Source organism: Corallincola spongiicola (genome assembly GCF_004284785.1).
Classification (GTDB): Bacteria; Pseudomonadota; Gammaproteobacteria; order Enterobacterales; family Neiellaceae; genus Corallincola; species Corallincola holothuriorum.
In genome coordinates, this window is record NZ_SHLY01000002.1 from 495623 (window position 1) to 522114 (window position 26492).

The following is a 26492-nucleotide window of genomic DNA, read 5'->3' on the forward strand; positions in this document are numbered from 1 at the left end:
GTCATGAGTATTCTGCCAGAAGTTGTAACCCTATGTTCGCAATCATCTAATGGCTGGGATCAGCAATTAAATGAGATCGATTGCCAGTGGAATCCACTGAATTCTGTTGCGCAAGTTGACGCAGCGACACCGCGATCAGTCAGTTTATTGTTGGTTGATAGCGCTATGGCTGACACGGCTGCGATTGGTCACTGGAAACGCCTTGGCTTTGGCGTGGTCGTGGTGACTGAACATAGTGATCCCGATGAGCAAACCGAGTTATTAAAAGCCGGTGCGGTCGATGTTTTAACGCTGCCTCTTTCCAATGAGTTACTCCAGCAGCGATTGTCAGGGCTTTGGCAATTGATCGTGGCTCAAGGCACGGTTGATCCATTGACGCAGTTACCTAATCGCCGAAGTTTAACGGCTCAGCTACAGCTGCAGTTGCAGAGTGCCCAGCAGCAAGGGTTGCCGTTTGCTTTGATGTTTGTCGATTTGGAGTTTTTCAAAGCCGTTAACGATCTGCACGGACACAGTTTTGGTGACCTATTGCTGCGTGAAGTGGCAATACAGATGGCGCAGGAGATCCCTGAAGATCATCTATTGTGTCGCTATGGAGGGGACGAGTTTGTGGTCTTGTTGCCGGCTGATGCCTCATCTGAGACTTTGGCGCGGCAGTTAGCGATACGGCTGATTAGCGTGTTAGAGCAACCTTTCGAAGTGCAGGGGCGACGCATTACCTTAGGTGCCAGCGTGGGGATCAGTATCTACCCTGAGCATGGTGACAGCGCCGAGCTACTATTGAAACATGCCGATATTGCGATGTTTCATGCGAAGAGCCGTGGCGTTGGTGATGTCATGCTCTATTCTCGCTTTATGGCGGAAGATTCTGATTATCGCCAAACCCTGGAACAACGCTTACCTACCGCACTCGCTGAGCAGCAGTTGGTTATGTATTACCAGCCTGTTGTTGATCTTTTGGCATCCAAAGTTGTCAGTGCAGAAGCATTGCTGCGCTGGGAAGAGCCTGAGTTGGGGTTGATCTCACCTGGCGACTTTTTACCCGTGATTGATGCCGCAGGTCTTGGTGAGCAGCTGGGTGAATACATTCTTAACCAGGTATGTCAGACCTTAGTGTGCTGGCAGCAGGCGGGGATCCAATTATCGATTGCTATCAACTTATCAAACTTCCAGCTCGACACTGTCGACTTCCTCAATCGGGTTCACTCAGTTGTTGAAGCGCACGAACTGGATATGCATCAACTGCAGTTTGAGATCACTGAGTCGATGCTGTTTACCTCAACGGAGCGCAAGCTAGAGCAATTGTCATCGCTGCGCCGTGCCGGTGCGGAGATCATCCTGGATGATTTTGGTTTTGGTCGCTCGGACCTCAGCACCTTGATCCGAATGCCCTTGTCCGCCATTAAGATTGATAGACGTTTTGTTGCCCAAGCCTGTGACAACAGTGACATGCGCCTGTTGGTAAAAAGCTTGATCCAGTTTGCTCAGTCACTTGATAAGCGGGTGGTTGCTGAAGGGATAGAATCCCAGCAACAACGTGATTTGCTGCTGTTTTTGGGCTGTGAGATGGGGCAAGGCTTTGAGTTTGCCCATCCAATGCCGGGAGAACTCTTTATTGATTGGTACCATCAAGACCATGAGTTACGGGTCATCACGCAACCAGCACAGCAGTCCCCACCGCTGACAGAGGAGCGTGAAGGCTTTTGAAGCAGGGGATACTAAAGCGCTATACGCGCACCATTCGACTCGCCTATCTTGGCGTTCTCTTGGTGGCGTTAATAGCGTCTTTGGTACTCTATCGTCTGCATAGCGACGAAGCTTTTGCTCGCCATAATGCGGGCATTGAAGATTACGCTGAATATGTCGACAAGCTGTTGGGCAATAGTGCCCGCGCCATGGGGGGGTTAGCACAGTTTGCTGCTGACCACCTTAGCCAGCCATTACTGATCAATCGTCCCTACCTGTTAAGTCACTTTGAAACCAATGAGTTGGAGCTGCATTACCAGGAGATCACTGAATCCAGTTATCGGCGGGTTTCCGGGGTGCATTTTGGCCGCATTCTTGGCCGTGGTTCCATGTTGGGACGGGACGAGTGGTTTTATCGTGAGCTGATGATGGTCACCGATCTTGATACTGGCCTACTGATGTTAGAGATGGCGGTACCACAAGTTGGGGCGATGTATTACTGCTCAGATAGCGGCTTCGTTAACATGTTCCCCTGGTCACCTAAATATGAAACGGTTGCGGCGACTCTGCTCAACAATGTGCGTAGTTGTGCGCAGCAAAACGCGAGCTGGTCAGAGCCCCATGTGTCACAGGTACTGCGTCAGTTGGTAGTGACCTTGTCTGAGGTGATTCAGATCACCGATGACCGACGTGGGCGGGTGGCGATGGAGCTGCCGCTGGCTCTGTTAACCGATTACCTGAATCAGCAGAAGGCGTTGCCGGGCAGTGCGATGTTGGTGGATGCTAAGGGTAACGTGTTGGCGCATGAAAAATTAGTTAAGCAAAATGAGCTGACGATTTATAACTGGCGTACCGGCCTACCGGAAGCGTTACAACAGTATAGTCTGGAGGAGTTAAAGTTATTTATCTCCGGTGAGGTTGTCGCAGGGTATCATCTGAAAGTAATGGGGTTGCCGAATGCCCCTTGGCATCTGGTTTATGTGACACCAGAAGAGCAGTTACTCGCGCCAATGCAGACCGAATTTGCACTTAATCTGTTTCTGCTGTTTGCCGGTTTATCTGTGCTGGTGTCGGTGACCAACCATTTATCTAAGTTAACCTTTGTACAGCCGGCAACGGAACTGTTGCATCACATCGAAAATTGTTCCGAAGGAAATATTCAACGTGATTATCCATCGCCGACGGGGTGGAATGCGTGGTTTGATGTTGTTAGTGAAACCTTTGCGCAAAAACGAGCGCTGCTTCGGGCGCTAGAAGAGCAGAATGTCCATCTGGATAAGCAGGTTGCGGAGCGGACAAAGGAGCTGCGGTTGCGCAGCGAGCAGCGCGAGAAAGAGTACAGCTTGCTGCGTTCGTTGATTGACTCTATTCCTGACCTTATCTACTTCAAGGATGAACAGGGGCGTTATCTCGGGGCTAACCGCGCTTATGAACAGGCCCTCGGGGTCGCGGAAGTTGATTTGGTGGGGGCTCTTGAGCCGCAATTAAATCCTGTTAACGGTGATGATACCGCCGAAGATGCCCGAGTCTATCGGCGTCGCGAGCAGGTCAGTAAACGCGATTGGTATCAGTTGTCCGATGACTCTGAAATGCTGTTGGATACGTTACGGATCCCGTTTTTCGACAGTAACGGCGATTTCCTCGGGTTGATCTGTATCGCCAGGGATATGAGCGCACAGTATGAAGCGGAGCAGAAACTCCATGCCAGCGAACGGCGCTTCCGTACGGCATTGGAAGCGGTGGCCGATGGTTTGTGGGACTTTCAGGTTGATGGTACCGCACTGTTTGCCAGTGACCGCTTTTGGACCATGTTGGGGTATGAGCCGGGGGATCTGCCATTCACGCGTAATGCTTGGCTGGGGTTGGTAAGCGAGCGTCATCGTATCGAGTTCAGTGATAGGTTGAAAGAGTATCTGTTGGGATCGATGCAGGGGTCTAGCCAACGCTTTGACTTTGAGTATGAGTTGATTGGTAAAGAGGGACAGCCAGTTTGGGTGCGTGTGCGTGGTAGCGTAGTTGAGTGGGACGAAAATGGTGCGCCGGTGCGTATGTTGGGAACCCACAGTGACATTTCACAACGTAAACAGTTTGAGCAGCAGTTAGTTAAAGCCAAGCAAGACGCTGAGATGGCGAGTCGCTATAAAAGTGAATTCCTGGCCAATATGAGCCATGAAATCCGTACGCCAATGAACGCGATTATCGGTATGTTGCGGCTTAGTTTGAAAAACCACCCTGAACCGCCATTGTCGACCTACTTGGAGAAGGCGCGCGGTGCTGCCGATGGTTTACTCGGGATTATTAATGACATTTTAGACTTCTCCAAAATTGAAGCTGGGCGTATGGATCTGGAACAGATCCAGTTTCAGTTAGAAGAGGTGATTGAACTGGCGCTTAGTCATGTGGTGGTGCGAGCGGAGCAGAAACAGGTCAAGCTGCTTGTCGATTTGGCACCGTCGCTACCAGGCATATTGATAGGCGACCCGCTGCGTTTTGGTCAGGTACTCAACAACTTGTTAAGTAATGCACTCAAGTTTACCGAGCAGGGGGAGATTCGATTAACCCTTAGCGGCGAGCAGATCGGCGGAAACAAGGTGAGGCTGAATGTCTGCCTGGCGGATACCGGGATCGGTATCGATCCTGCGGTACAGGAGCACCTGTTCGATGCATTTCGTCAAGCGGATGGTTCAATGACCCGTCGCTTCGGTGGTACCGGTTTAGGCTTATCTATCTGTCGTCAGTTAGTGGAACTAATGGCTGGCACAATTCAGGTTGAAAGTACCCCAGGTCATGGCAGCACGTTTAGTTTTGATGCGATCTTTGTTGCGCCAGAGAAAGTGGAAGTAACGCGTCCAGCCTTACCCTATTCTACCGCCTTGATGTGGCTTGAAGACCATGAAGAGCAAGCGCGTTTACGGACGATGCTGGGGCTGCTGGGTATCGATGCCAAGACGGTGTTAGGTCATTTGGGGCTGGCGGATGCGTTGCGACAATCCTCAGAGCCTGTGTTGCTGTTTGTGGAACAGTCTCACCTTGATGACGCTGGCCTGATTAAGCTGTTGGAGCAGGAAAAAAACTGGCTACTTTTGGTCTTGGGTAGTTACTCCCATTTGTTGCTACCTGATGTGTTAAAAGGCAAAGCGGAGCTATTGCTGCGGCCTCTGTTACCCAATCGATTACATCGCCAGTTATCTCGTTTATCCCGTGGAGAGATTGAAAGCAGTGAGTCTGATGCGACAACGCTGCGTAATCTGCAAGGAAAACGTGTGCTGCTGGTGGAAGATAACCCGCTAAATCAGGATGTCGCGCTGAGTCTGTTGGGGGATTATCAATTAGAGATCGATGTAGTCAATGATGGCGCGAAAGCAGTGACCATGGTGCAACAAAAATCATTTGACCTAGTATTGATGGATATCCAAATGCCAGTTATGGACGGTTTGACGGCGACCGAAACCATACGCGCCTTACCCAAAATGGGTGATTTGCCGATTGTAGCGATGACGGCTCATGCCATGGCAGGAGACAGAGAGAAGAGCATTAACGCTGGGATGAATGACCATATCACCAAGCCGATTAGCCCAGAGGCGATTGATCAGGTGTTAAAGCGTTGGTTACTTAGCGAAGAGCTTGCCTCCGATGGCGAGCCTATAGAGCCTGCCGTTATTAAACCTAAAGTGGTGCTGGATAGAGTGTTTGCGCTGCGTCAGTTCAGTGGCAACGAGACTGCGCTATTGAGCGCGCTAACGCAGTTCTGCGATCGCTACCGAGCGCTTGCCGCGCAGATGGTGTCGGCAGAGACGTTGGAAAGCGACCAGCTCAAGCGCGATGTGCATACACTAAAAGGTGTGGCAGGTAATCTGGGAGCAACTATATTGGCAGAGCAATGTGTTAGCTGGGAACAGGCCGCCGATGAGCAGCAGGTTCCATTGTCTGCGTTGGGGCAAGCGCTAGCAGATGCCATTGCCGCGATGGAAAAACTTATTGCCACAGACGACAGTGTTGCCGCTACTGGGTTGTCGCCCTCAGTTTCTCCGCGGAAAGCATCCGTGGTCGATGAGGCGTTTGGCTCGCAAGCGGTTCTGATGGTAGAACAGATGATTGGTGCGTTGGAGTCTAGCGAGTATGTTGATGAGCAAGCATTGCAGCCACTAAAAGAGGAACTTACTGGGGATGGTTTGGCGTTCGTCAACGCCCTTTCGCAAGCACTTAATGCGTTTGATAATGATGAGGCCATTGCTAAGGCATTGTTACTTTTAGAATATTTAAAACAACAGCCACGAGAAGCTGAAGGTGTCAGTGAATGAGTAGTTTAATCACTAAAACAACGGTACTGATCGTTGATGATGAGCCGATTAATATTAAGTTGTTGGCGCAGGCGCTATCTCCACGGTATCGGGTTAAAACCTCCACCAGTGGTGAAAAAGCGCTACAGATCGCTATTTCTGACGATCCGCCCGATCTGATCCTGCTGGATGTGTTGATGCCAGAGATGGATGGCTATGAGGTATGCCGACAGTTAAAGCAGGATGCGCGCTCCAAAAATACGCCGGTGGTGTTTATCACAGGTAAAAATAGCAGTGAAGACGAAGCCAGAGGGCTAGAGTTGGGCGCGGTTGACTATATTACCAAGCCATTCAATCTGCCTATCGTGATGGCGCGGGTGAAGAACCATATTGCGCTGAAAAAGAAGAATGACCTGCTTGAGCAGTTGGTGTTTATTGATGGCCTGACAGAGATCCCCAATCGTCGTCGCTTTGATGAGCTGTTAGAGGCTGAGTGGCTTAGAGCTCGTCGTAACAGCACACCTATCGCCGTGCTGTTGATGGATATAGACAGTTTTAAGCTGTTTAATGACAACTATGGTCATACCGAAGGTGATGACTGCTTACGAGCGACGGCTGCAGCGTTAGCTAATGCGTTGCGACGTCCGGCGGATTTTGTTGCCCGTTATGGTGGTGAGGAGTTCGTGGCGATTGTGCCAGAGGCAACCGAAGACGCAGCGGTGGCTTTGGCGGAAAAGATGCGTGCCGCAGTCGAAGCACTACAGGTGCCCCACGAGTATTCAGAGGTCGCTTCCGTGGTGACGCTAAGCGTCGGAGTCGCTGCGACGGTACCTTCTCTGGAACGCACGCCTGAGCAGCTTATTCAGACGGCTGATGAGGCATTGTATAAGGCAAAGCAAGCGGGACGTAATCGGGTGGTTTCTACCCAGTGTTAGTGGCTGATGATAGCCTTTGGCCAGAGGCATAGAGGCAGACGTTAGGGCAGTTCGAGCACACTAAAGTGATTATTTGCTATCGCGTTTTTACTCGAATCGCTCGCCTCTGCCAGGGGAAATAATCCAGGGCCAGCCACTTCCGCCACCAAGTAATTGATGCCATCGGCGGTGATCTTTATATCTGATTCCAAATAGGGCATACGTAAGCCCAGCATGGCGTGGTTAGGCATATAGATCATTACGGCATTTAGCTGCGGATAGACAGCCTTTAAGATCGCCGCCATCAATACCGCTTTGCTATCACAATCCCCTCTATTTTCAGCTAACACCCTGAGTGGGGGTAAGTAACCTAACCCTGCCGATGTGATCCGAGAATCCTGGGTGACATAGGGGATCGACTGGACAAAGGGCAAAATGAAATCAGCCATCTGTCTGGCGGATATCGTTGGAAATTTCTCCTTGAGTAAACGCCCTAAGGGTTTCATCGCTTCCATGCTCAGCTCCATGTAATAGGCGTGATCCGGGATCACACCTTCTTCCCCCCAAGGGCTGGTATATAGCTTGTAATGGTTGCTTTTATAGTAGGCTTGTTGCGCTTCTTTTGCGGCTTGCGCCAGCTCCGCTTTCACCTTGCTGCGTAGTTCGGGATCGTCGGCTTTTACCCGCCAGCTTAATTGGTGAGGCTGTTGGGTAATATTAATTTGCACCTGCTTATAGTCGTAGTTTGCGGCCGCTTTTTGCAGGGCAATGAAGGTGTTTCTATCGGCAATCTGTGGACGATAGGCGCGTACTTTCTCTTGTTGATCCTGTAATGCTTTATTACTGATGGCGAACGCAAGCGACTGGGTGTTCTTCTGCCGGTCAAGCCAACTGAAACTCAGGTTAAGTGCCGTGTCTGTGTATTGCTGTTGGGCAGATATCTGCTTGCCGTGGATCTCGGCAGAAACAAGGCAGAGCAAAGCCAACCATAATAATGGCTTATTCATATATTATGTTTACTCCTTATGATCCAAATCGGCAAGAGATCGCCTTTCTGTAGTTTTTTTCAGCAGCGGTATTCAAAACTGTGTGTTTGATGCTTGTTTCCAGTATGGCGAACGCATAACGTGACGGGCTGTAGCTAACAGGATGTGATGACTATTTCGGGAGTCGGTATGTTGAAAAAAGCGCTAATTAGTCTGTTTGCGCTGTTGGTCACCGGTGGTGCCTTGTTGCTAGGTGCTACTTTCATCCATGGACAGTATTACCTCAATCTTCAACATCAGCAGTTGGTTCGGATGACGGACAGTGTCAATGCCGAACTGCGCTTGGTTTCGAAGCAGTTTTCACTGTTTGGTAGTGAACATCGCTATCACCTGCAGATGCCTGAAGAGGAACAAGCTACGCCAGTAGCCTCATCACCACTAGAATTTGTAAACAGTGCCGTTTATTGGCCACACAAGGTCGAGATCACCACAGAGCTAGTCGCCCCTGCGGCCTGGCAAAGCCAGCTCGATAACGAGCGCTTGCCAATCCAAGCCATTACCGAAGTTAATTTCCTGGGTGAGATTAACGGCGAAGTGACGATGGACAACTGGTTGATCGAAGACCCAATGCTGGGCGTGGTACAGTTTCAACCAGCGTTGATGAGCTATCAGGGGGGAGTTGAAGCGCTGTTGTTGGATCTGAACTGGGATGGATTCAGCATCAATGGCTTAGCGGGTGAAGCGCGTTTGGCCGGGCTGAGACTCGAAGTAGACGCTGTGCCTTTGGGAGGCGGTTTTTATACCGGCTCAAGTAATCTGTTTATCACCAGCTTTGATGCCTCAGACGATACGATGCAGCTGTCGCTGAAGGAGTTCGCCGTTGAAAACGGATTAACCGAGCAGGCCGATCGACTTGAACAACGTATTAATCTGGGGTGGCAGGCGATCTCCATTAATCCGGGGATGGGGCTTTATCATTCAGCGCAGAGTCACCTGAAGATGAGTGTTAGCGGCCTCGACAAAGGCGCTTGGATGAATGCCAAAAACGCATCGCAGCAAGCCGAGCTCAGTGCTGAAGATGCACAACAGTTGTTATTAGCACTGTTGCAAAAAGGACTGGCAATTGACATCAATGCGTTGAAGCTTAATTTGCAGGATGCGAACCTAACCGCGCAACTGCATCTCAAGCTCCCGCCTAACCAGTTAACGGAGTTTTCGCAACTTCCACTGTTGAAAGAAGAGCTAACAGGTGATGGCAAGCTTGTTGTTGATCACCGTTTATTGCAATTGCTACCAATACCCCCCGATTTCATTCAGCAGATGGTTGCATTGGGCTATATCGGTTTTGATGAAACCACGGAGCAATACCGTACTGAAGCGGAGCTGCAACAAGGTCAGCTGCAATTGAATGGTCAGGCGTTACCATTATAGCTGCGATATAGTTTTAAGGGTTCTGAATGACAAAGCCGCGTTTAATAGCGCGGTTTTTGCTTTTTTTAGGTTCTATTCTTGCTGCAATTAACGTATGACTTTTCGTCAAATTTCTATTTTTATTGATCCCTAGGCGGGGCACTTTTTCTTTCATTTGATCTATGTGTCGCACCATTCAAGTCCAGCTTCTATCCCTATTTGAGCATTCGTGGTTCGCCTCGCTTTCTATTTCATACCCCTTTAGGGGTGCCTTTGTTACCCCCTGAAACTTGTGTTTATTCCTTTGTTAACAATGAGTTAATTGTTTTTATAAAAAGTTGGTACGCATTGTGTACTACCTCTACCCAGAAACAGTTCGCACTTTTACGCATCACAACAGCTTTGGGAGAGATTCATGTCAAAACAAAAGTGGTTTGCAAAACTTAGCGTGGCGACCCTAGTGTCCAGCGCATTAGCCACCAGCGCGTTCGCGGCTGAGCCAGAGAAAGAAGATCTTAAGTTCGGCTTTATTAAATTGACCGACATGGCGCCATTGGCTGTCGCAAAAGAAAAGGGCTTCTTTGAAGATGAGGGCTTGTTTGTAGAGCTGGAAGCACAGGCAAACTGGAAGGTGTTACTGGATCGTACCATTACCGGTGAACTGGATGGCTCGCACATGTTGGCGGGTCAGCCGTTGGGTGCAACCATTGGCTACGGTACCAAGGCGCATATCGTCACTGCATTTTCCATGGACCTGAACGGTAACGGTATTACCGTTTCCAACGATGTCTGGAAGGAGATGAAAAAACATATTCCTATGCAGGCTGATGGCAAGCCAGTGCATCCGATTAAGGCTGATGCGCTGAAACCTGTTGTCGAAAAATATGCAGATGAAGGTAAGCCATTCAACATGGGCATGGTCTTTCCGGTATCAACGCATAACTACGAGTTACGTTATTGGCTAGCGGCTGGCGGTATTCACCCTGGTTACTATGCACCACATAAAGGTGACACCTCAGGCCAGATTGATGCTGAAGCCCTGTTGTCAGTGACACCACCACCGCAGATGCCTTCAACGCTAGAAGCGGGCACTATTTACGGTTACTGCGTTGGTGAACCTTGGAACCAACAGGCAGTGTTTAAAGGTATCGGTGTACCGGTTATCACTGACTACGAGATCTGGAAAAACAACCCAGAAAAAGTGTTCGGTGTGTCCAAAGCCTGGGCTGAAAAATACCCTGAAACCCATAAGCGTGTCGTAAAAGCGATGATCCGCGCAGCGATGTGGTTGGATGAAAATGATAACGCCAACCGTCCAGAAGCGGTGAAGATCTTATCTCAGTCTCACTATGTTGGTGCTGACTATGACGTGATCGCTAACTCCATGACCGGCACCTTTGAGTATGAAAAAGGCGATAAGCGTGATGTGCCTGATTTCAACGTGTTCTTCCGTTACAACGCCACTTACCCGTTCTACTCCGATGCTATCTGGTACCTGACACAGATGCGTCGTTGGGGCCAGATCTCGGAAGAGAAGCCAGACAGTTGGTACATGGATGTCGCGAAAGAGGTGTATCGCCCTGATATCTACATGGCTGCTGCGCAAGAGCTGATTAAAGAGGGTAAAGCGAAAGCGTCTGACTTCCCAGCACTGGATGAAGATGGCTTCAAGCCACCACAGAAAGGTTTTATCGACAATATCGTTTATGACGGTACTCAGCCTAACGCTTACTTGAACAAGTTCGCAATTGGTCTGAAGGGTAAGACGCAGCTGTAACACGGCGCGTTATCTAAGCCAGTGGGTGTGCCTTGAGGTTTCATACGCGAGGCCACCCACAAGGAATTGCAAGGGGGCAATGATGGCAACAGCAGTATTAGATAAACTCGAATCTATTGGCGGGATCACGCCATTGGTAAAGCTGTGCCGAGGCGACCAGCCGTTGGCACAAATTAACACTATCTTCCGCAATATTGGGGTTCCGATCCTCGCCTTTTTGGTGTTCTTGTTGTTGTGGTCGTGGGCGGCGGGCAAGGTACAAACCAGCCTGGGGCAACTGCCTGGTCCTTCGCAAGTGATAGAGCAGGCGAGTGGCTTATGGCAGGAGCATAAAGCGGAACGTGAAAAAGCGGTCGCATTTTACGAACGTCAGGAAAAACGCAACGCCGCTAAGTTAGCCAAAGATCCTGATGCCAAGGTTAAGTGGCGTACCTATAATGGTCGCCCTACCTATATTGATCAGATCTGGACCAGTTTAGTGACCGTGTTCACTGGCTTCCTGATTGCATCGATCATCGCTATTCCGATTGGTATTCTTTGTGGCCTGAATCAAACACTCTATATCGCGCTCAATCCACTTATTCAGATCTTTAAACCGGTGTCACCTTTAGCCTGGTTGCCTATTGTCACCATGGTGGTGTCTGCGGTGTATGTTTCCAGCGACCCGATGTTTGCCAAATCCTTTGTTACCTCAGCCATTACAGTGACTCTGTGTTGCTTATGGCCAACCCTGCTGAACACGACCGTTGGCGTATCGGGTATCGACAAAGACCTGATTAACGTCTCTAAAGTACTACGCCTGAGCTGGTTTACTCAGATCCGTAAGATCGTTTTACCCAGTGCTATCCCAATGATCTTCACCGGTTTGCGGTTATCCCTTGGTGTGGGCTGGATGGTATTGATCGCCGCAGAGATGCTGGCGCAGAACCCTGGCTTAGGCAAGTTTGTTTGGGACGAATTCCAGAATGGCAGTTCCAACTCCCTTGGTCGGATCATGGTCGCTGTATTTACCATCGGCTTTATTGGTTTCATTTTGGACCGCGGCATGCTGGCGCTGCAACGCTGGATCTCCTGGGACAAGTCCGCGGTCCTTCGTTAAGCCCTGCTGTGGTTTGTAAAACAGCAGAATAAGATGCCAAGCCCCCTCAGGGACGATGGCGGCACACGGAAGTGCCACTTTTATTGAGGAACAGAATTATGAGCAGCTCATACTTAAGCATTGAAGGGGTATCGATTGAGTTCCCCACGCCCAACGGCCCATTTAAGGCGTTGGACTCGGTTGATTTGAAAATTAACAAAGGCGAGTTTATCTCCCTGATTGGTCACTCCGGTTGCGGTAAATCCACCGTATTGAATATTGTCGCGGGTCTTTATCAGGCCACCGATGGCGGCGTTATTTTGGACGGTAAAGAGGTTGATGAACCCGGCCCCGAGCGTGCAGTCGTGTTCCAGAACCATTCACTGCTGCCTTGGCTCACCGCTTACCAAAATGTTGAACTGGCGGTTAAGACCGTGTTTAACAAAACCATGAGCAAAGCGGAGATGCGTGACTGGATCGAGCATCATTTGAAACTGGTGCACATGGACCACGCCATGCACAAGCGTCCAGATGAGATCTCCGGCGGTATGAAGCAACGTGTCGGTATTGCCCGCGCGCTGGCAATGCAGCCAAAAGTGTTGCTGATGGATGAGCCGTTTGGTGCACTGGACGCGCTAACTCGTGCCCATTTGCAAGACTCGCTGATGGAGATCCAGAACGAACTCAACAACACCGTCATTATGATCACCCACGACGTGGATGAGGCGGTATTGCTGTCAGACCGTATTGTGATGATGACCAATGGTCCTGAAGCGACGGTAGGTCAGATCCTCGATATCGATCTGCCACGCCCTCGTGAGCGTTTGGCGCTGGCCGATGATCCGACTTACAACCACTATCGCGCGGAAGTGCTGCGCTTCCTCCATGAGCGACATGCCAAGCCTGATGTGCCACTAGATACACCTAGCGCCGATGAGGCCGAACAGGCAAAGTCAGAACAAGCGGCTAAGCCAGAGCTTAAACTAGCGACCGCAACCAAAGATGAGCCCCAAGTTGTGAACGGATAACCAGAGTTCATCACTTCTGTCTGTGAAAAGCTTCCTCTGGGAAGCTTTTTTGTTTTTGAAGGACCGTATTACCCCCGATGCTTATTTTGTGACGAAGAGAGAACTACCCGCCTATCTTCTCTTCTTATATAAGAAAATTTTTGAGAAAAAACAGAAAACGATTTAAACCTTTTCATCATCTGTAACGACTAACCCAGCAGAAACATAATCTACGCAACGAAGGGACAGCTTTGAGAGAGCCATTGGTTCAGCAAGCTCAACATGGCGATAAGGCAGCATTTAAAGCGCTATATGACGACAATGTCGGGCGTGTGTATGCGCTGGCGTTGCGTATGCTGGGTAATCGCTCACAAGCGGAAGACGTAACGCAAGAGGTGTTTATCAGCGCATGGAAACAGCTGGCTCACTTTCGTGGCGAAAGTAAATTCAGTACCTGGCTCTACAGCATCGCGACGGCTCGGATCAGCGATCATTGCCGCAAACACAAAAACTGGCACTTAGTCGGTGAATTGCACGAAGGCGAACTCAACCGTGGCAATGACCCACAAAACCACCTGACATTGGCATTAGAGCAAGCGATCCAACGACTGCCTGCGCAAGCCCGTTCGGTATTCGTTTTGTACGCCATTGAAGGATTTGGCCATCGACAAGTCGCAGAGATGCTTGAGATCGCAGAAGGTAGCAGCAAAGCCCAGTTCCATCGAGCAAGACAGTTGCTCAAGGAGTGGTTAAAAGATGAATGATAAACAACTTGATGCACTGCTGGCGCAGTTGCCAACAGAACAGCAACCACAACGGGATCTATGGCCTGATATTGAAGACCAGTTGGTTGACCCAGAGACGGAAGTGACCCCTGCGGAAAAGCGTCGCTGGCTGGCTGTGGCGGCCTTGGCTTTGTTGACCTTTAGTAGCTGGAATTTTATGTTTAAGCCCAGCGATGATCCTGATATTGAAATCGTCATCAATATCGAGCGCACGGCGGCAGAGCAAATTGTGGCTAACTTCAGCCTGCAAAAGAATGCGTTGCTGAAAACCATTGCTGCCGTGGGTTTGGATATCTCCCCTTGGCAAACGGAGTTGATACTGATGGACAGCGCAGAGCAAGATCTTCAGAAAGCCCTGACGCTGCAGCCCGACAACCAGAAGCTTTTGAGCATGTTGCGAGACCTGAATAACAAGCAGATCCAGTTACTAAACACATTGATTCGATTTACTGCCTAAATGGCAGGGCAGATCGACGGAATAGAGGGAGAACAACAATGAAACTGACTCACCAATGGCTAGCGATCGCAGTCACCAGCCTGTTTGCTTGGTCGGTCTGCGCCGAGCCAATCAGTATCGAGCGAGAGGTCACTGGCAATGAAAAAATTGAAATAGTGGTGCCTGCTGGCAAGGCCGAGATACGCGCCAGCGACGATAACAAAGTGGTTATTTCGGGCACGATCGATCCGAAGGCTGATGGCTATGATTTTGCATCAGAAAATGGCGTGACTACGTTTGTCATCAAGCAATCGAAGTCTGGCGAGTACAGCGTTAACGACCCCGGCTCGGTACTTACAATATCGCTTCCCAATGGCAGTGTGTTGTCTATTGCCGGTACTTCATTTGATGTCGATATTAGTGGCTTTACTAACCGCAGCCGGATCAACACCGTCAGCGGGGATGTGGTTGCTACTCAAGTGATGGGTGAACTGAAGATTGAATCCGTGAGTGGAGATCTCACTTGCATGCGTTGTGACGGTGACATTAGTCTAACCACCGTAAGCGGTGATATTGAAGATAAGCAGTCTGCTGGCAAACTGGCGCTGCAAGTGGTCAGCGGTGATATTGAGTCAGATACTCAGGCTACAAGCGTCAAGTTTGAAGCGGTCAGCGGCGATATCACAGCGGATATTCAGCAGGCGCAACAAATATTTATGAATGTCGTCAATGGTGATGTCGAAGCCAAAATTCGCAACGGTGAAGCGCCTGAAGTGACCATAGCTACGGTCAATGGGGATGCCGAGCTGTATTTACCCGCCAATACCAGCGCCCGAGTGCGTGCCAGTGCCGTGGCGGGAGGGGATATAGACAACCAAATCAGCGATGACCGTGCGATTGAAGAAGAGTATGGCTCAGGTAGCAGTCTCACAACCAAGCTGGGTGCTGGCGCAGGTAAGATCGAGTTTACTTCTGTTAATGGCGATCTAACGCTGAAAAAGCTATGAGCCAGTCAAACTAGCACGACTAATCATGGTGCAAGGTAGATAGTTCATCCTCGCCAGTAAAAGCCAGATCTATGAAGGGCCTATGTAGGCCCTTTTTAATGTTTTGCTAGTATTTGGTTCCCATAAAAAAGGCCGATATACCTTGGTATATCAGCCTTTTTTCAATGCCTTAGGGAAGGCTGAGTGCGGTATAGATTAGCGGGCTTTTACCCAGTTACTGTATCCACTCTTTCCGCAACTGTTGGTGGCTCGAACGATCAAGTAAGTGGGGGTTGAAGCGGTTACCTGCAGCGATGTTGCGGCTGTTTCCATGTAATCAACCCAGGCACTGCCTGTCCATCGCTTTAGCTCATAGCTGGTGGCGCCAGAGATCTTAGTCCAAGAGACTGTAGCTCCCTGTACTGCCATGCTGGGAGCCGCTGGCGCAGAAGTACACTGAGACGTTAGTTTGACTTCTGTCCATGGTGAATACTCACCAGGCTCACCGCAGGCATTGACCCCTCTGATTAAGAAGTAGCTGGTACCTGATTGTCCGGTGACCTGCACCTGATTGTCTGTGGTGGTGGTGTAAGCGTACCAACGGCGGTTGGCTTCATCCCATAGTTGCAGTTCGTAGGACGCAGCGCCAGCCAGCGCGTTCCATTGACCAGTAAATCCTGTGGCTGTGATATCGGTTGCCCAAGGTTTTTCTGGGGCGGCTAGCGCCTCACAGGGTTGAGTCTCGGTTAACAGTTCGATGGTTACCCAAGCAGACGGACTCGCTTGATCGCCACAGGCATTGAGCGCAATGACTTGAACATACTGGGTGGTGCCTGAAGGCAGATTGGTGATTGTCAGCTCGGTGGCTTGGGTGGTGCCGTGATCAACCCACTTCTTCGCGCCTTCATCCCATAACTGAATCAGGTATGAACTGCTGCTCTGCGTTGCGTCCCAGCTGACATTGAAAGAGGTTTCAGTGACGGCACTGATCGCCAATTGGCCAACCACTTGGGGAACGTCGCAATCTTGACTGTCGTCCAGTTTAATCGCGACAGCGGCACTGAAACCTGTGCTACTGCAGGCGTTGCTGGCTTTGATACGCACCTGAGCGTCGCTGCCTTCAGCGAGGCCGGTGAATTGATAGCTGGTTGCTGAGGTACTGAAACTTTCCCATACATCGTTGCTGAACAGGTCAATTTGATATTGCTTGGCATCTGCCAATGGCTCCCATGTTGCGGTGAAAGCGTTTGTCGTTATTTGCGTTGCGGTTAAACCGCTAGGGGCATCGGTGAGCTCTGGGCACTGTGTGTCGTCACCACTGAGTGTGACCGTCCAGCTGATCGAGTCACTCAACAGGTTGCTTGGATCGCGGCGTACGCGGTTGGTGCTGTCTTGCACAACCGCTTTGACTAGATAGCTGCCATCGCTATAGTTATTTTTTGATAACGTAAACTGGCTACCGTTTGCCACCTCACTGCCATCCACGTACCAGGTTATCTGTTGTGTACTCAGCGCGGGGTCAACGGTTTCAAGCTCGAACCGTTGACTGCCATCAACAGACAAAGAGGTTTGTGTGGGGCTGAAGCTATCAATGGCATCGGCGTATTGATAAGTCTTTAGAACTAAAACTTCGTTGTTAATCTCTTCAAATGGCTGACCAAGCGAGCGCATCATCGAGTTGTTGGTGGGGCGATATTTCCCGGTGGCACAGTAGCTTGAGCCTTCAAACCAATCGACTCTGCTGATATCGCTCCAATAATCCCACTTCTGACCACGACGGGAAGTTGAGTTTGGCTCGCTGGGCTCGCCACCGTAACAAGTGCCGTAGTCGTATTCGTCAGCCAGACCACCGTATGAGTGACCAATTTCGTGCAAAGCCAGATCAATCGCGGCACTGGCCAGAGACATGGTGGCCACGGTGCCGCCAGCACCGCCATATTTGGTGGTATTGACGACCACCAAAATCTGGTCACGTGCATTGGCATCCATACGCGCGCGCACGTAGCTCTGAACTTTCGATTCATCGACACACAGCAGTCGGTCAATACCGTAGCAGCCAAAATGGCCACCAAAAGCGTTATTGATCTGCTGGCCATTGACGCCTGCACCGGACACGGCGCTCACCGCTTTTACGCCCCAGACGTTATAAAACTTCTTGTATTCGTTATAGGGCACTTCTTTAAAGTAGCCTTCAACAACCCGCTGAACGTCCTGTTCAAATTTACCTTGCTCGCTGGCGGTATAGCCGTCGGCGACAATGATAAGATCAGAACGGTTGTCTGAATCGCCGTTATACAGCACCGGAAATACATCATCGCTCATCGCTGCCACACGGCTCTGTGCCTTAATGGTGGACTTTCCCACGGTGATCCGGTCGATCTCAACCAGCTTACCTTCGCTTTGTTGATAGATGATCAACTGCTCGATATCTGCAGATTCAGGCAAGGTGATATCAACAACGCCTTTGGGGAGTTCAACGACTTGGGCGTGTTCTATTTCCCCCGTGTCTGGATTGAATGATTCCACGTTTTTGCGCAATGGATTTTGAATGACGGTTTCAGACAGTGCGTCGCCACTTTTATTTACCGCGACAACGAGCAACTGAGATTCCTCATTGGTCAATTGACTGCTGGTTCGTGGCGTCGCGTCACTCACCTTATTGTCAATGGTTCGGCTGCTGATTGGCGCATTGGTTCGTTGCTGTACACCTGCCTGCTTATTAAAAAGCTCAAGGGTGATGTGACGGCTTTGAGCAGCAGCGGAGAGAGAGGTGGTGAGACTCATAAAACAAAGAGTAAGAGATAACAGTATTCTTTTTATCGACATGATGGATCTTGGTTTTGGTGTTGTAACCGCGATGTTAATGCATTCTTCCTTTGAGGTTAAGCTATTGTTTTATATAAAGCTTTGGCTAAATTTGCTTTGGTTTTATTAATAAATTAGCGAGTGTTTGTGCGTGGTCTTTTCTAACGATGCAGAGAGTAGAAAGAGCTCTTACAACACTGATTGCCGATACTTAGGGTTTCTGATGTGCTCTTGTCATCCCCCTTAATCTAAGCGCTTGCGTTGTGAGATTAGGTTGTATGCGAAAAAGGCCGCAGATGCGGCCTTTTTTAACTGAATAACTGCCTGTTGGTTAAGGCAAATCGCAGCTATCGCTCCAGCCACTCACTGTGCTGTAACAGCCATTGGCGGTGCGGAACAGATCACTGGTCTGGTTGCCCGAACCGTTAGCATCATTAAAGATCAGGTTGGTTGAGCGGGCGCCTTCTGGCAGTTGGAAGAAGAACCAGCCGTTGCCCAGATCTGTCATCTGAATACCAGGCCAGCCTGGCCCATCGACAGATGCGCCCCAGAAGTAGAGGTACACTTCATCCGTCCAGTCAGCTGGCTTTTCGAACCAGAAGCTGAGACCGGGCAGGGTGCAGCTGTCGCTCCAGGTGTCAGCTTCGTAGCAGCCTTCTCCTTCGCGGTAGAGATCACCCGTTTGGTTACCCGCGCCGTCATTAAAGATCATATTGGCGCTTTCGACACCAGCAGGCATCTCGAAGCTAAACCAGTCATCACCCAGTGGCAGCATCGCCGCGCCAGGCCAGTCGACACTGTATGACTCAGGTGCCGTATCCCAGTAATAAATGTTGGGATCCGCCCAGGTCGCAGGCTTTTTAAAGTAAACCGTGAAGCCTGGCTCGGTGACTGCGCCATAGCTGGGGTTACAAGGGAATTCGCCTTGCGCCGCGCTTTGCTCTTGAACAAAAACGGCGGCAGTTAACGCCGGTAGGCTGTATGTCGCGCCGTCTACTGAGGCTGTTTTTACTACCGCGTCTGCGCCATTTTGCTGGATGCTATGCAGGGTTAGTCCTGGCAGTTCATTCAGTGTGATGTCGCGGTTCACGCGGTCGGCATTAAACAGCACCAGAATGCCGTCATAGCTTGGGTCGAGGTCGTTACCTGAACAGACACCGTCGCTGACGCTCATGGCAATGATACCTGCGGCCTGATCTGGACCGGTGTTCCAGTAAGCAAGGCGCTGTTCCACCTGTTCTGCTGTGTCTAAGCGGAACAGTTTACTGTCGTAGCGCAGTTGCAGCTGTTGCTGGAACAGACTGGTGGCCATGTCGATGTGAGAAGCCTGAGCGACGGTGTTGCTGTTGCTCATGATCTCAGCCATACGCGTCCAACGTACTTCGTTAGCTTCTGCTGGTGGCAGACCGACAGCCCAGTTATTGCTTTGTTTGGTGAAGTCGATTTTGTTGAACCAGTCGCCGGAATCAAACGAGTTACGATCCATCGATTTAGAGCGCGCTAAGTCGGACGCCATTTGATGGAAAGGAATACCTTGGCCCAGATTGACAAATGACTGGCTCAGCGCCTGAACACGGACACGTTCAGCGATACTGATATCGTCTGGCAGTTTCGCCTGGGTGTTATCCCAAAGGGTCTCGTTGTCATGTTTGTCGACGTAGTTGACCGCTTCCTGTGGATCCAGGTTGTAGCCGACACCGCTGTAGCTCAGGCCATCGGTGGTGGTGCCTGTGTTGTCAACAAACGGGTAGGTTTGCAGGTTACCAGCCATGCCGATACGGATGCGGTCAGCTTGGTCAACTAAGCTGGAAGCGCCGGGGGCACGGCCATTCCAGAATAGCTCATTGCCGTTGGCAAACCCTTGTGCTGCGCCGCGGTCAGTGAAGTTGCCACCACGTACCGCATCACGCAAACGGTCGTTGAAAGTACCAATGCCCGTGCCTGCCATGTTGAACTGGGTGGCTTGTTCAAAGCGTTGGTCGCCAGACACTTCGCCGAAGTCCCAGCCTTCGCCATACAGGTAGATATTGGCGCCATCGACACCGTCAGTGGCTAGGGTGAGGGTTTGCAGTGTGGCTTGTGCTTCTACCATCACCGCTTTAGGGATGTGGCCCATCAGATCGAAGCGGAACGCATCAATCTTGTAGTGCTTAGCCCAGTGAACCAAGGTGTCGGTGAGCAATTTACCCATCATTTCATGCTCGGTGGCGGTGTTGTCGCAGCAGGTGCTCATTTCGACATCGCCACTGAATGGGTTACGACGGTGGTAATAGCCCGGAACCACTTTATCCAGAACTGACTGGTTAGACAGACCCGAAGCGAAGGTGTGGTTGTAGACCACATCAACGACCACATTCAGGTCGACTTCGTCCAGAGCCTTCACTAGCTCACGGAACTCAACAATACGTGCCGTGCCTTGCGGATCGGTGGCGTAACTGCCTTCCAGCGCGTTGAAGTGATAGGGATCGTAACCCCAGTTGAAGCCATCTACTGATACCGCTGCATCGCTACGAGGCTCGTACAAGATCGCCTGGATCTCAGCATTGAGTGGATCTGCGTCTTTTAACTGCGTTAGGGCTTCGCCAAGTGTCAGTCCGTCGAAATCGCCACAGCGTGCTTGTACCGCAGGTGTGGTTACCAGCGCACATAGCTTGCTGTAGGGGTCATCGAGATCTGCACGCATGGTGCCGTCTTCTCTGATCGAGCCTAGATCATTCACCGGCAACAGATGGAAGTGGCTCAGGCCTGCAGCTTGCAGCGCTTGCAGATGGGCCATACCCGCTGACAGTGGTGCGCTGTCAACGCCATTGTAGGTGAACGCCAAGTATTTACCGCGATGTGCTGCGGGTACTGCCGTGTCAAACGCACTGAAATCGCGAACATGGCCTTCATACACAGTGATATCACTGTGGGGTGGCAGCGCTTTTTGAATACCATCCCAGCCGGCAGGCTTGAGGCTGGCATCGTTAAGGTTGACCACCTGGCTGTAACGACTGTCTGTGCTCAGGCTGACGGAGTAAGGGTCGGTGACGCGGAAGGTCTCCAGTTGATCACTCAGGTGATGGAACACACTGACTTCAAACTGGTAGTACATCAGGTCCCAACTGGCGTCGCCTACAAAGTGCCAGACCCCGTTAGCGACTGATGATGCGGTAATCGCTGTGCCATCAGAAACTGCATCGCTAGAGGGGATCAGCTGAACATTTTGCGCCGTCGGCGCCCATACTGAAATATGGGGTTGTCCTTGCTCAAAGTAGAGACCTAATTGGCCGTCGTATGCGTAGAGCTGATCCAATACCCAAGGTGTTTGTACGCGGGTGACTTCCAGTAGGAAGTCATTGCTGTCATACGCCGCCAACAGCAGGTGACCTTTAAGCAACTGGTCTGCGACTGTCGCATCGATAGCGTCGATTGACCAAGCATCTAGTCCGGTCAGGTGCGGTGCTTTTTCTGCAATATCTGCAGGAATGGATGCGCCTGCACTCAGAGTGACAGAGGTCTCTACATTTTGCAGTTGGTTATCAACCACAACAATGGATTGAGATTGCGCGGAAACCAGCTCGACTCGAGCCCAGCGGCTGTCCGATGGAGTCCAGAGAAGACTGTTCAGCGCCACCCAGTGGGCCGAAGCATTCTGGATCTCAACGTCTGTACTTGAGTCTGGCGTGATACAGCTGTTGCGCCAATCTTCGCTGAACTCACCGAAACAGCCATCACCGTCGCGGAACAGATCGGTTGTTTGATTACCTGCGCCATCATTGAAAATCAGATTAGCGCTGTCCACACCTTGTGGGAACTCAAACAGGTACCAGTCATCGCCAAGGCTGGTCATGGCCGCTCCTGGCCAGTCAACTGCAGGAGCGGGATCCGCTTCCCAATAGTAGAGGTTGACGTCGCCACCCCAATCGCCGGGCTTTTTGAAGTAGAGCTTTAGCCCCGGCTTTGGATAGTCACAGCTATCAGTCCAATCGCCATCTGCAACGCTGTAGCAGCCGTCACCTTCGCGGAATAGATCCGATGTTTGTTGACCTGTGCCGTCATTGAAGATCAGGTTGGCGTATTGCACGCCCGCAGGAAACTGGTAACTAAACCAGTTGCTGCCTAGATCGGTCATGGCGTCACCTGGCCAGCCAACATTCGGTGCATTTGTTGGCCCAGGACTCCAGAAATAGAGGTTGGGTGCTGCCCAGACGTCTGGCTTCTCTAGGTAGGCAGTAAAACCTGGAATAGCACAGCTGTCGCTCCACTCGTTGGTTTCGATGTCGTAGCAGCCATCAGCATCACGATAGAGGTCGGTGGTTTGATTGCCGGTGAGGTCATTGAAGATCACATTGACAGCTGACACACCGTCGGCAAACTGGTAGCTATACCAATCATCACCAATGGCTGTCATCTCGGCGCCGGGCCATGCGGGATCGTTGGCTGTGCCCCAGAAATAGATATTGGGTACGTTCCAGCTTAATGGGCGGCGAACATAGACAGTGAAGCCAGGCTCTGAACCTGTAATATCGCAGCTGTCTATCCACTCACTGTTTTCGTAGCAGCCGTCAGCATCTCGGTATAGATCGCTGGTTTGATTGCCGCTGCCATCGTTGAAGATCATGTTAGCCATGGTCACGTTTAACGGCATCTGGTAGCTGTACCAGTCGTTGCCCTCATCAGTCATCGCAACGCCAGGCCAGTCAACCGCTGGCGCAGGGGCTGCATCCCAGTAGTAGAGATTAATGCCATCGGTCCAGTCGATAGGCTTTTTAAAGTAGAGTTTTATGCCTGCTTGGGGTGGCTCGCAGTCGACGATCCAGGCGTCATTTTCGTAACAGCCGTCTCCTTCGTGATAGAGATCGCCGGTCTGATTACCACTACCATCGTTAAAGATCATGTTGGCCATGGCGACATCGGTAGGCAGTTGGTATTTGTACCAACCTTCGCCGATGAGCTCCATGGCAACGCCAGGCCAGCTGGCGTCATCCGCAGGGGCAGCGTTCCAATAATAGAGGTTTATGGTATCGGCCCAGCCATCAGGCTGCTTGAAGTAAAGGGTGATCCCTGGCTCTGGTAGATCGCAGCTGTCTTGCCAACCGGCATCAATGGTGTAACAGCCATCGCCTTCACGGTAGAGATCTGTGGTTTGCTGACCTGCACCATCGTTGAAGATCATATTGGCGCTGGTGACGCCGTCGTCGAACTTGAACTGGTACCAGTTTTCAATGACATGTTCCATGGTGACGCCTGGCCAGCTGGTGTCGGCTTGGGGCGCAGCAGCCCACCAGTAGAGGTTGGGTGCTTCCCACTCCTCTGGCTTTTCAAACAGGATGGTCATCCCTTCGACCGCACCAATTTCGGTGGTTACTTCAATCACGCTTTCATCGGGAACATTGGTTGCAGTGGCACGGAAGCTGACTGGCGTGCCATCGGCGAGTTCGGTGGCGTCAAAGTAGACGCGATAAGGAGGCGCAGCATCGTGGCCGATAAAGATCCAGTCACCGCCATCAACACTGGCTTCAAAATCAACACCATATAAGCCTGGATAGGCGGCTGGCACTTCATGAGCCATGGTGACCGCGACTTCAACGCGGTCCATTACCATCGCCCCGTCAGTGAGTGTGCTGAATAAGAGGGCAGGGGTGTCGTCAGGCTTGGCTATCTTGTCCATGGACAGGTAAACCACAGCAGACAGTGCTGGTACCGTGAGCGTTAGTTGGCCGTCAGCATCCGGTGTTAGCTTTTCACCTGGTTTGGGCCAAATACGGGCATAGCCGCTGCCGTCGACATCAGTGGAAAAGCTCTGCTCTTCGGTAGAGGTATTAAATGCAACCAGGTATTCGCGGCGCTCATCGCTGTCCATTCTTGAGAATGCGAAAATACCAGGGGTTGCACTGCTGTAACGTGCGTATTGGTCACCGCGACGCAAACCATTGTACTTGTCGAGCAACTTGGAAAGCGCCTTAACATTTTTATACAGCGGGTGGCGTTTATTAAAGTTGTCGTCGGCGGTTGTGTCATCCGTGCCGATCAGATCATTGTCGTTAAACTCTTCAACCAAGCTGGGCATCATATCTTCACGGGCGTCAGCATCGTTGCCATCACCAGTAAAACCCTGCTCGTCACCGTAGTAAACCACGGGAACACCACGAGCCAGGAATAGAATGCTGTTGGCCAGTTCGGCGCGCGCCAGACGTTCCTCTTCAGAGGCTTCTGGATTAAAGATGTCGATCTGCTGGCCAATACGGCCAACATCGTGGTTGCCGGAGAAGGTCAGCAGTTGCGACGCATTACTGTCAGCATCGGTGTAGTAGTCATCGCGATCAAAGATCCACTGCAGGCGATCTGTGCCTTGGGAATCGGCGACTACGTCACGAATGGCGTAATAGAGGCCGAAGTCGAGGACTGAAGGGAGCTGTCCCTTGGTGGAGTAAACGCTCAAATCTTTAGGGTGACCTTCAAATACTTCGCCAAATACGAAGAAGTCGTCCAGCCCTTCATCTTCAGCGTGAGCCATAATGGCCGGGGTCCACTGTTGCCAGAACTCAATATTTACATGCTTTACGGTATCGACACGAAAGCCGTCCATGCGGTATTCGCTGATCCAATATTTAAACAGGTCAACCATGCCGTTAACGACATCTGGATGTTCTGTTTTCAGATCATCCAGACCGAAGAAGTCACCATTGAATGAGTTCTCACCACTGAAAGTGCTATCACCCTGATTGTGGTAGTACTCAAAATCATTTAACCAAGCAGGAACCTTCACCGCTTCCATGCCGGGCAGGGCAAACGGGGTGTAAGGATTGCTCGCTATTTCATCCAGAGAGCGATAAGGACAGCCGGTATCCGGATCGATCAGTGAACCGTCGGCGTTATGGCACTCCTGAAAACGGATCACATCAGCGGTATGATTGATGACAATATCGAAAAACACCTTGATATCGCGCTTATGCGCTTTGTCTATCAAGGTTTGTAGTTCGTCGTTACTGCCCCAATGCGGATCGATTTGGGTGTAATCGATGGTCCAGTAGCCATGGTAGCCCGCGGAGTTATCTACGGTGGGCATATTTTTGAATACTGGCGTCATCCAGATCGCAGTGATGCCCATCTGATCCAGATAGGGTAACTTTTTAATCAAGCCGTTGAGGTCACCACCGTGGTAGTAACGTTTATCAGCCGGATCATAGCCATGATCTTGCTTTTCGCCTTCGATACCGCCGGTATCATTGCTGGTATCGCCGTTGTGAAAGCGATCGGGTAGCACAAAGTAGAACACTTCATCTTCTATCTTGCGATCGTTACAGGCGCTTAGTCCCGCTGCAATGAGCAGCATGAGTAGCGCTTTGCCGAATTTAGACCAAATCATCCTTATGGTTCCTCGGTAAGTCACAGAAAGTTAGCGTTTACGGTTTTACAAAATTTAAACAATTTAGCGATGGTACCGACTAAAAAGTGAACTGTCCGTCAACATTCCGACGTTTTGCTAACGGCATCACACAGCATTAGAATTCTGTAAAAAAGCCTGACGTAAACCTAGAGCGTCATAAAACAGGCGTTTGAAATTGTCATTGATGGCGCAATAGACATTGGTGGTGGAGGATCTGACTGTTTGAATGTTGGGTCGGCGATTAGCGAATGAATTTGCGCCTGCGTGAGATGACGCTATCTGTCTAAGTTGCCTGTGGTGATACTGCAAATAATAAAAAAGGCTTCCTGAGGGAAGCCTTTTTTGTTGACCTGCTGTTAAGAATTAACGACGCCAGGCAGGGATGTTATCTTCGTAGCTTTGGATCTGCTCTGCAAACTGCAGCGTCCAACCGATGCTGTCCAACCCTTTCATGATGCATTCGCGATGGAAAGGATCAATATCAAAACCAAAGCTGGCACCACTTGGTGCGATCACTTTTTGGTTTTCCAGATCGACAGTGATCTTACTGCCTTCCTCTGCGACGACCTCTTCGAACAGCTGTTGCACCTGCGCTTCTGTTAAGCGAATCGGCAGCATGCCGTTATTGATGGCATTGCCATAAAAGATGTCGGCAAAAGTCGGGGCTATCACGACTTGGAAGCCCATCTCTTTCAGTGCCCAGGGCGCGTGCTCACGGGAAGAGCCACAACCGAAATTCTCTCTGGCTAACAGAACTTCACCACCCTTGTAACGTGGTGCGTTCAAAATAAAATCGGGATTTTCCTGCTCGCCCGCTTCATCCAAATAGCGCCAGTCATGAAAACAGTGCTGGCCAAAGCCAACGCGTTCGACTTTAGTCAGAAACTGCTTTGGAATGATCTGATCGGTATCGACATGGGAGTGATCCAATGGCGCTGCCAAGCCGGTGAATGTAGTTATACCTGACATG

At 50.7% G+C, this 26492-nt stretch carries 14 protein-coding genes; 10 read left to right on the forward strand and 4 right to left on the reverse strand.

The window, feature by feature from the left end:
• The first annotated feature begins 3 nt into the window (after window positions 1-3).
• Genes EXY25_RS07930 through EXY25_RS07940 form a run of 3 tightly spaced genes read left to right on the forward strand, consistent with a single transcriptional unit; the run spans window position 4 to window position 6901 of the window.
• The gene (locus tag EXY25_RS07930; protein WP_158537955.1) at window positions 4-1707 is read left to right on the forward strand and encodes a putative bifunctional diguanylate cyclase/phosphodiesterase; all 1704 of its coding nucleotides are present in this window, start codon (window positions 4-6) and stop codon (window positions 1705-1707) included.
• Window positions 1704-5987, forward strand: a complete 4284-nt coding sequence (locus tag EXY25_RS07935; protein WP_130566353.1) for an ATP-binding protein — start codon at window positions 1704-1706, stop codon at window positions 5985-5987. Before EXY25_RS07930 ends, EXY25_RS07935 begins: the two co-directional genes overlap by 4 nt.
• Window positions 5984-6901, forward strand: coding sequence for a diguanylate cyclase domain-containing protein (locus tag EXY25_RS07940; protein WP_114337093.1), 918 nt, complete (start codon window positions 5984-5986; stop codon window positions 6899-6901). Before EXY25_RS07935 ends, EXY25_RS07940 begins: the two co-directional genes overlap by 4 nt.
• 41 nt (window positions 6902-6942) lie before the next feature.
• Here EXY25_RS07940 and EXY25_RS07945 read toward each other — a convergent pair whose 3' ends face one another.
• Window positions 6943-7887: a hypothetical protein gene (locus EXY25_RS07945; protein WP_130566354.1), complete on the reverse strand. Its 945-nt coding sequence runs from the start codon at window positions 7885-7887 to the stop codon at window positions 6943-6945.
• Between the two features lie 168 nt (window positions 7888-8055).
• On the opposite strand from EXY25_RS07945, the gene EXY25_RS07950 reads away from it, so the two are divergent.
• From EXY25_RS07950 to EXY25_RS07980, 7 genes are all read left to right on the forward strand, one after another.
• Window positions 8056-9297, forward strand: coding sequence for a DUF945 family protein (locus EXY25_RS07950; RefSeq protein ID WP_165419300.1), 1242 nt, complete (start codon window positions 8056-8058; stop codon window positions 9295-9297).
• 394 nt (window positions 9298-9691) lie between these two features.
• Window positions 9692-11053: a CmpA/NrtA family ABC transporter substrate-binding protein gene (locus EXY25_RS07955; protein ID WP_114337096.1), complete on the forward strand. Its 1362-nt coding sequence runs from the start codon at window positions 9692-9694 to the stop codon at window positions 11051-11053.
• An 82-nt stretch (window positions 11054-11135) separates the two neighbouring features.
• Complete coding sequence (locus tag EXY25_RS07960) at window positions 11136-12152, forward strand: ABC transporter permease (RefSeq protein ID WP_114337380.1); 1017 nt, start codon at window positions 11136-11138, stop codon at window positions 12150-12152.
• Window positions 12153-12250: 98 nt separating this feature from the next.
• Window positions 12251-13159 (forward strand): ABC transporter ATP-binding protein, encoded by a 909-nt coding sequence (locus EXY25_RS07965; protein ID WP_130566356.1) that lies wholly within the window; start codon window positions 12251-12253, stop codon window positions 13157-13159.
• A 230-nt stretch (window positions 13160-13389) separates the two neighbouring features.
• Window positions 13390-13902, forward strand: a complete 513-nt coding sequence (locus EXY25_RS07970) for an RNA polymerase sigma factor (protein WP_130566357.1) — start codon at window positions 13390-13392, stop codon at window positions 13900-13902.
• Window positions 13895-14380, forward strand: a complete 486-nt coding sequence (locus EXY25_RS07975; protein WP_130566358.1) for a hypothetical protein — start codon at window positions 13895-13897, stop codon at window positions 14378-14380. Before EXY25_RS07970 ends, EXY25_RS07975 begins: the two co-directional genes overlap by 8 nt.
• 38 nt (window positions 14381-14418) lie before the next feature.
• On the forward strand, window positions 14419-15366 hold the full coding sequence (locus EXY25_RS07980; protein ID WP_130566359.1) for a DUF4097 family beta strand repeat-containing protein: 948 nt from the start codon (window positions 14419-14421) through the stop codon (window positions 15364-15366).
• 195 nt (window positions 15367-15561) lie between these two features.
• Here the strand turns inward: EXY25_RS07980 and EXY25_RS07985 are convergent, their stop codons facing one another.
• From EXY25_RS07985 to leuD, 3 genes are all read right to left on the reverse strand, one after another.
• Complete coding sequence (locus EXY25_RS07985) at window positions 15562-18171, reverse strand: M64 family metallopeptidase (protein ID WP_130566360.1); 2610 nt, start codon at window positions 18169-18171, stop codon at window positions 15562-15564.
• Window positions 18172-18481: 310 nt separating this feature from the next.
• Window positions 18482-25501, reverse strand: coding sequence for a pullulanase-type alpha-1,6-glucosidase (gene pulA / locus EXY25_RS07990; RefSeq protein ID WP_130566361.1), 7020 nt, complete (start codon window positions 25499-25501; stop codon window positions 18482-18484).
• Window positions 25502-25885: 384 nt separating this feature from the next.
• Window positions 25886-26491: a 3-isopropylmalate dehydratase small subunit gene (gene leuD, locus EXY25_RS07995; protein WP_130566362.1), complete on the reverse strand. Its 606-nt coding sequence runs from the start codon at window positions 26489-26491 to the stop codon at window positions 25886-25888.
• Between the last annotated feature and the right edge of the window lies 1 nt (window position 26492).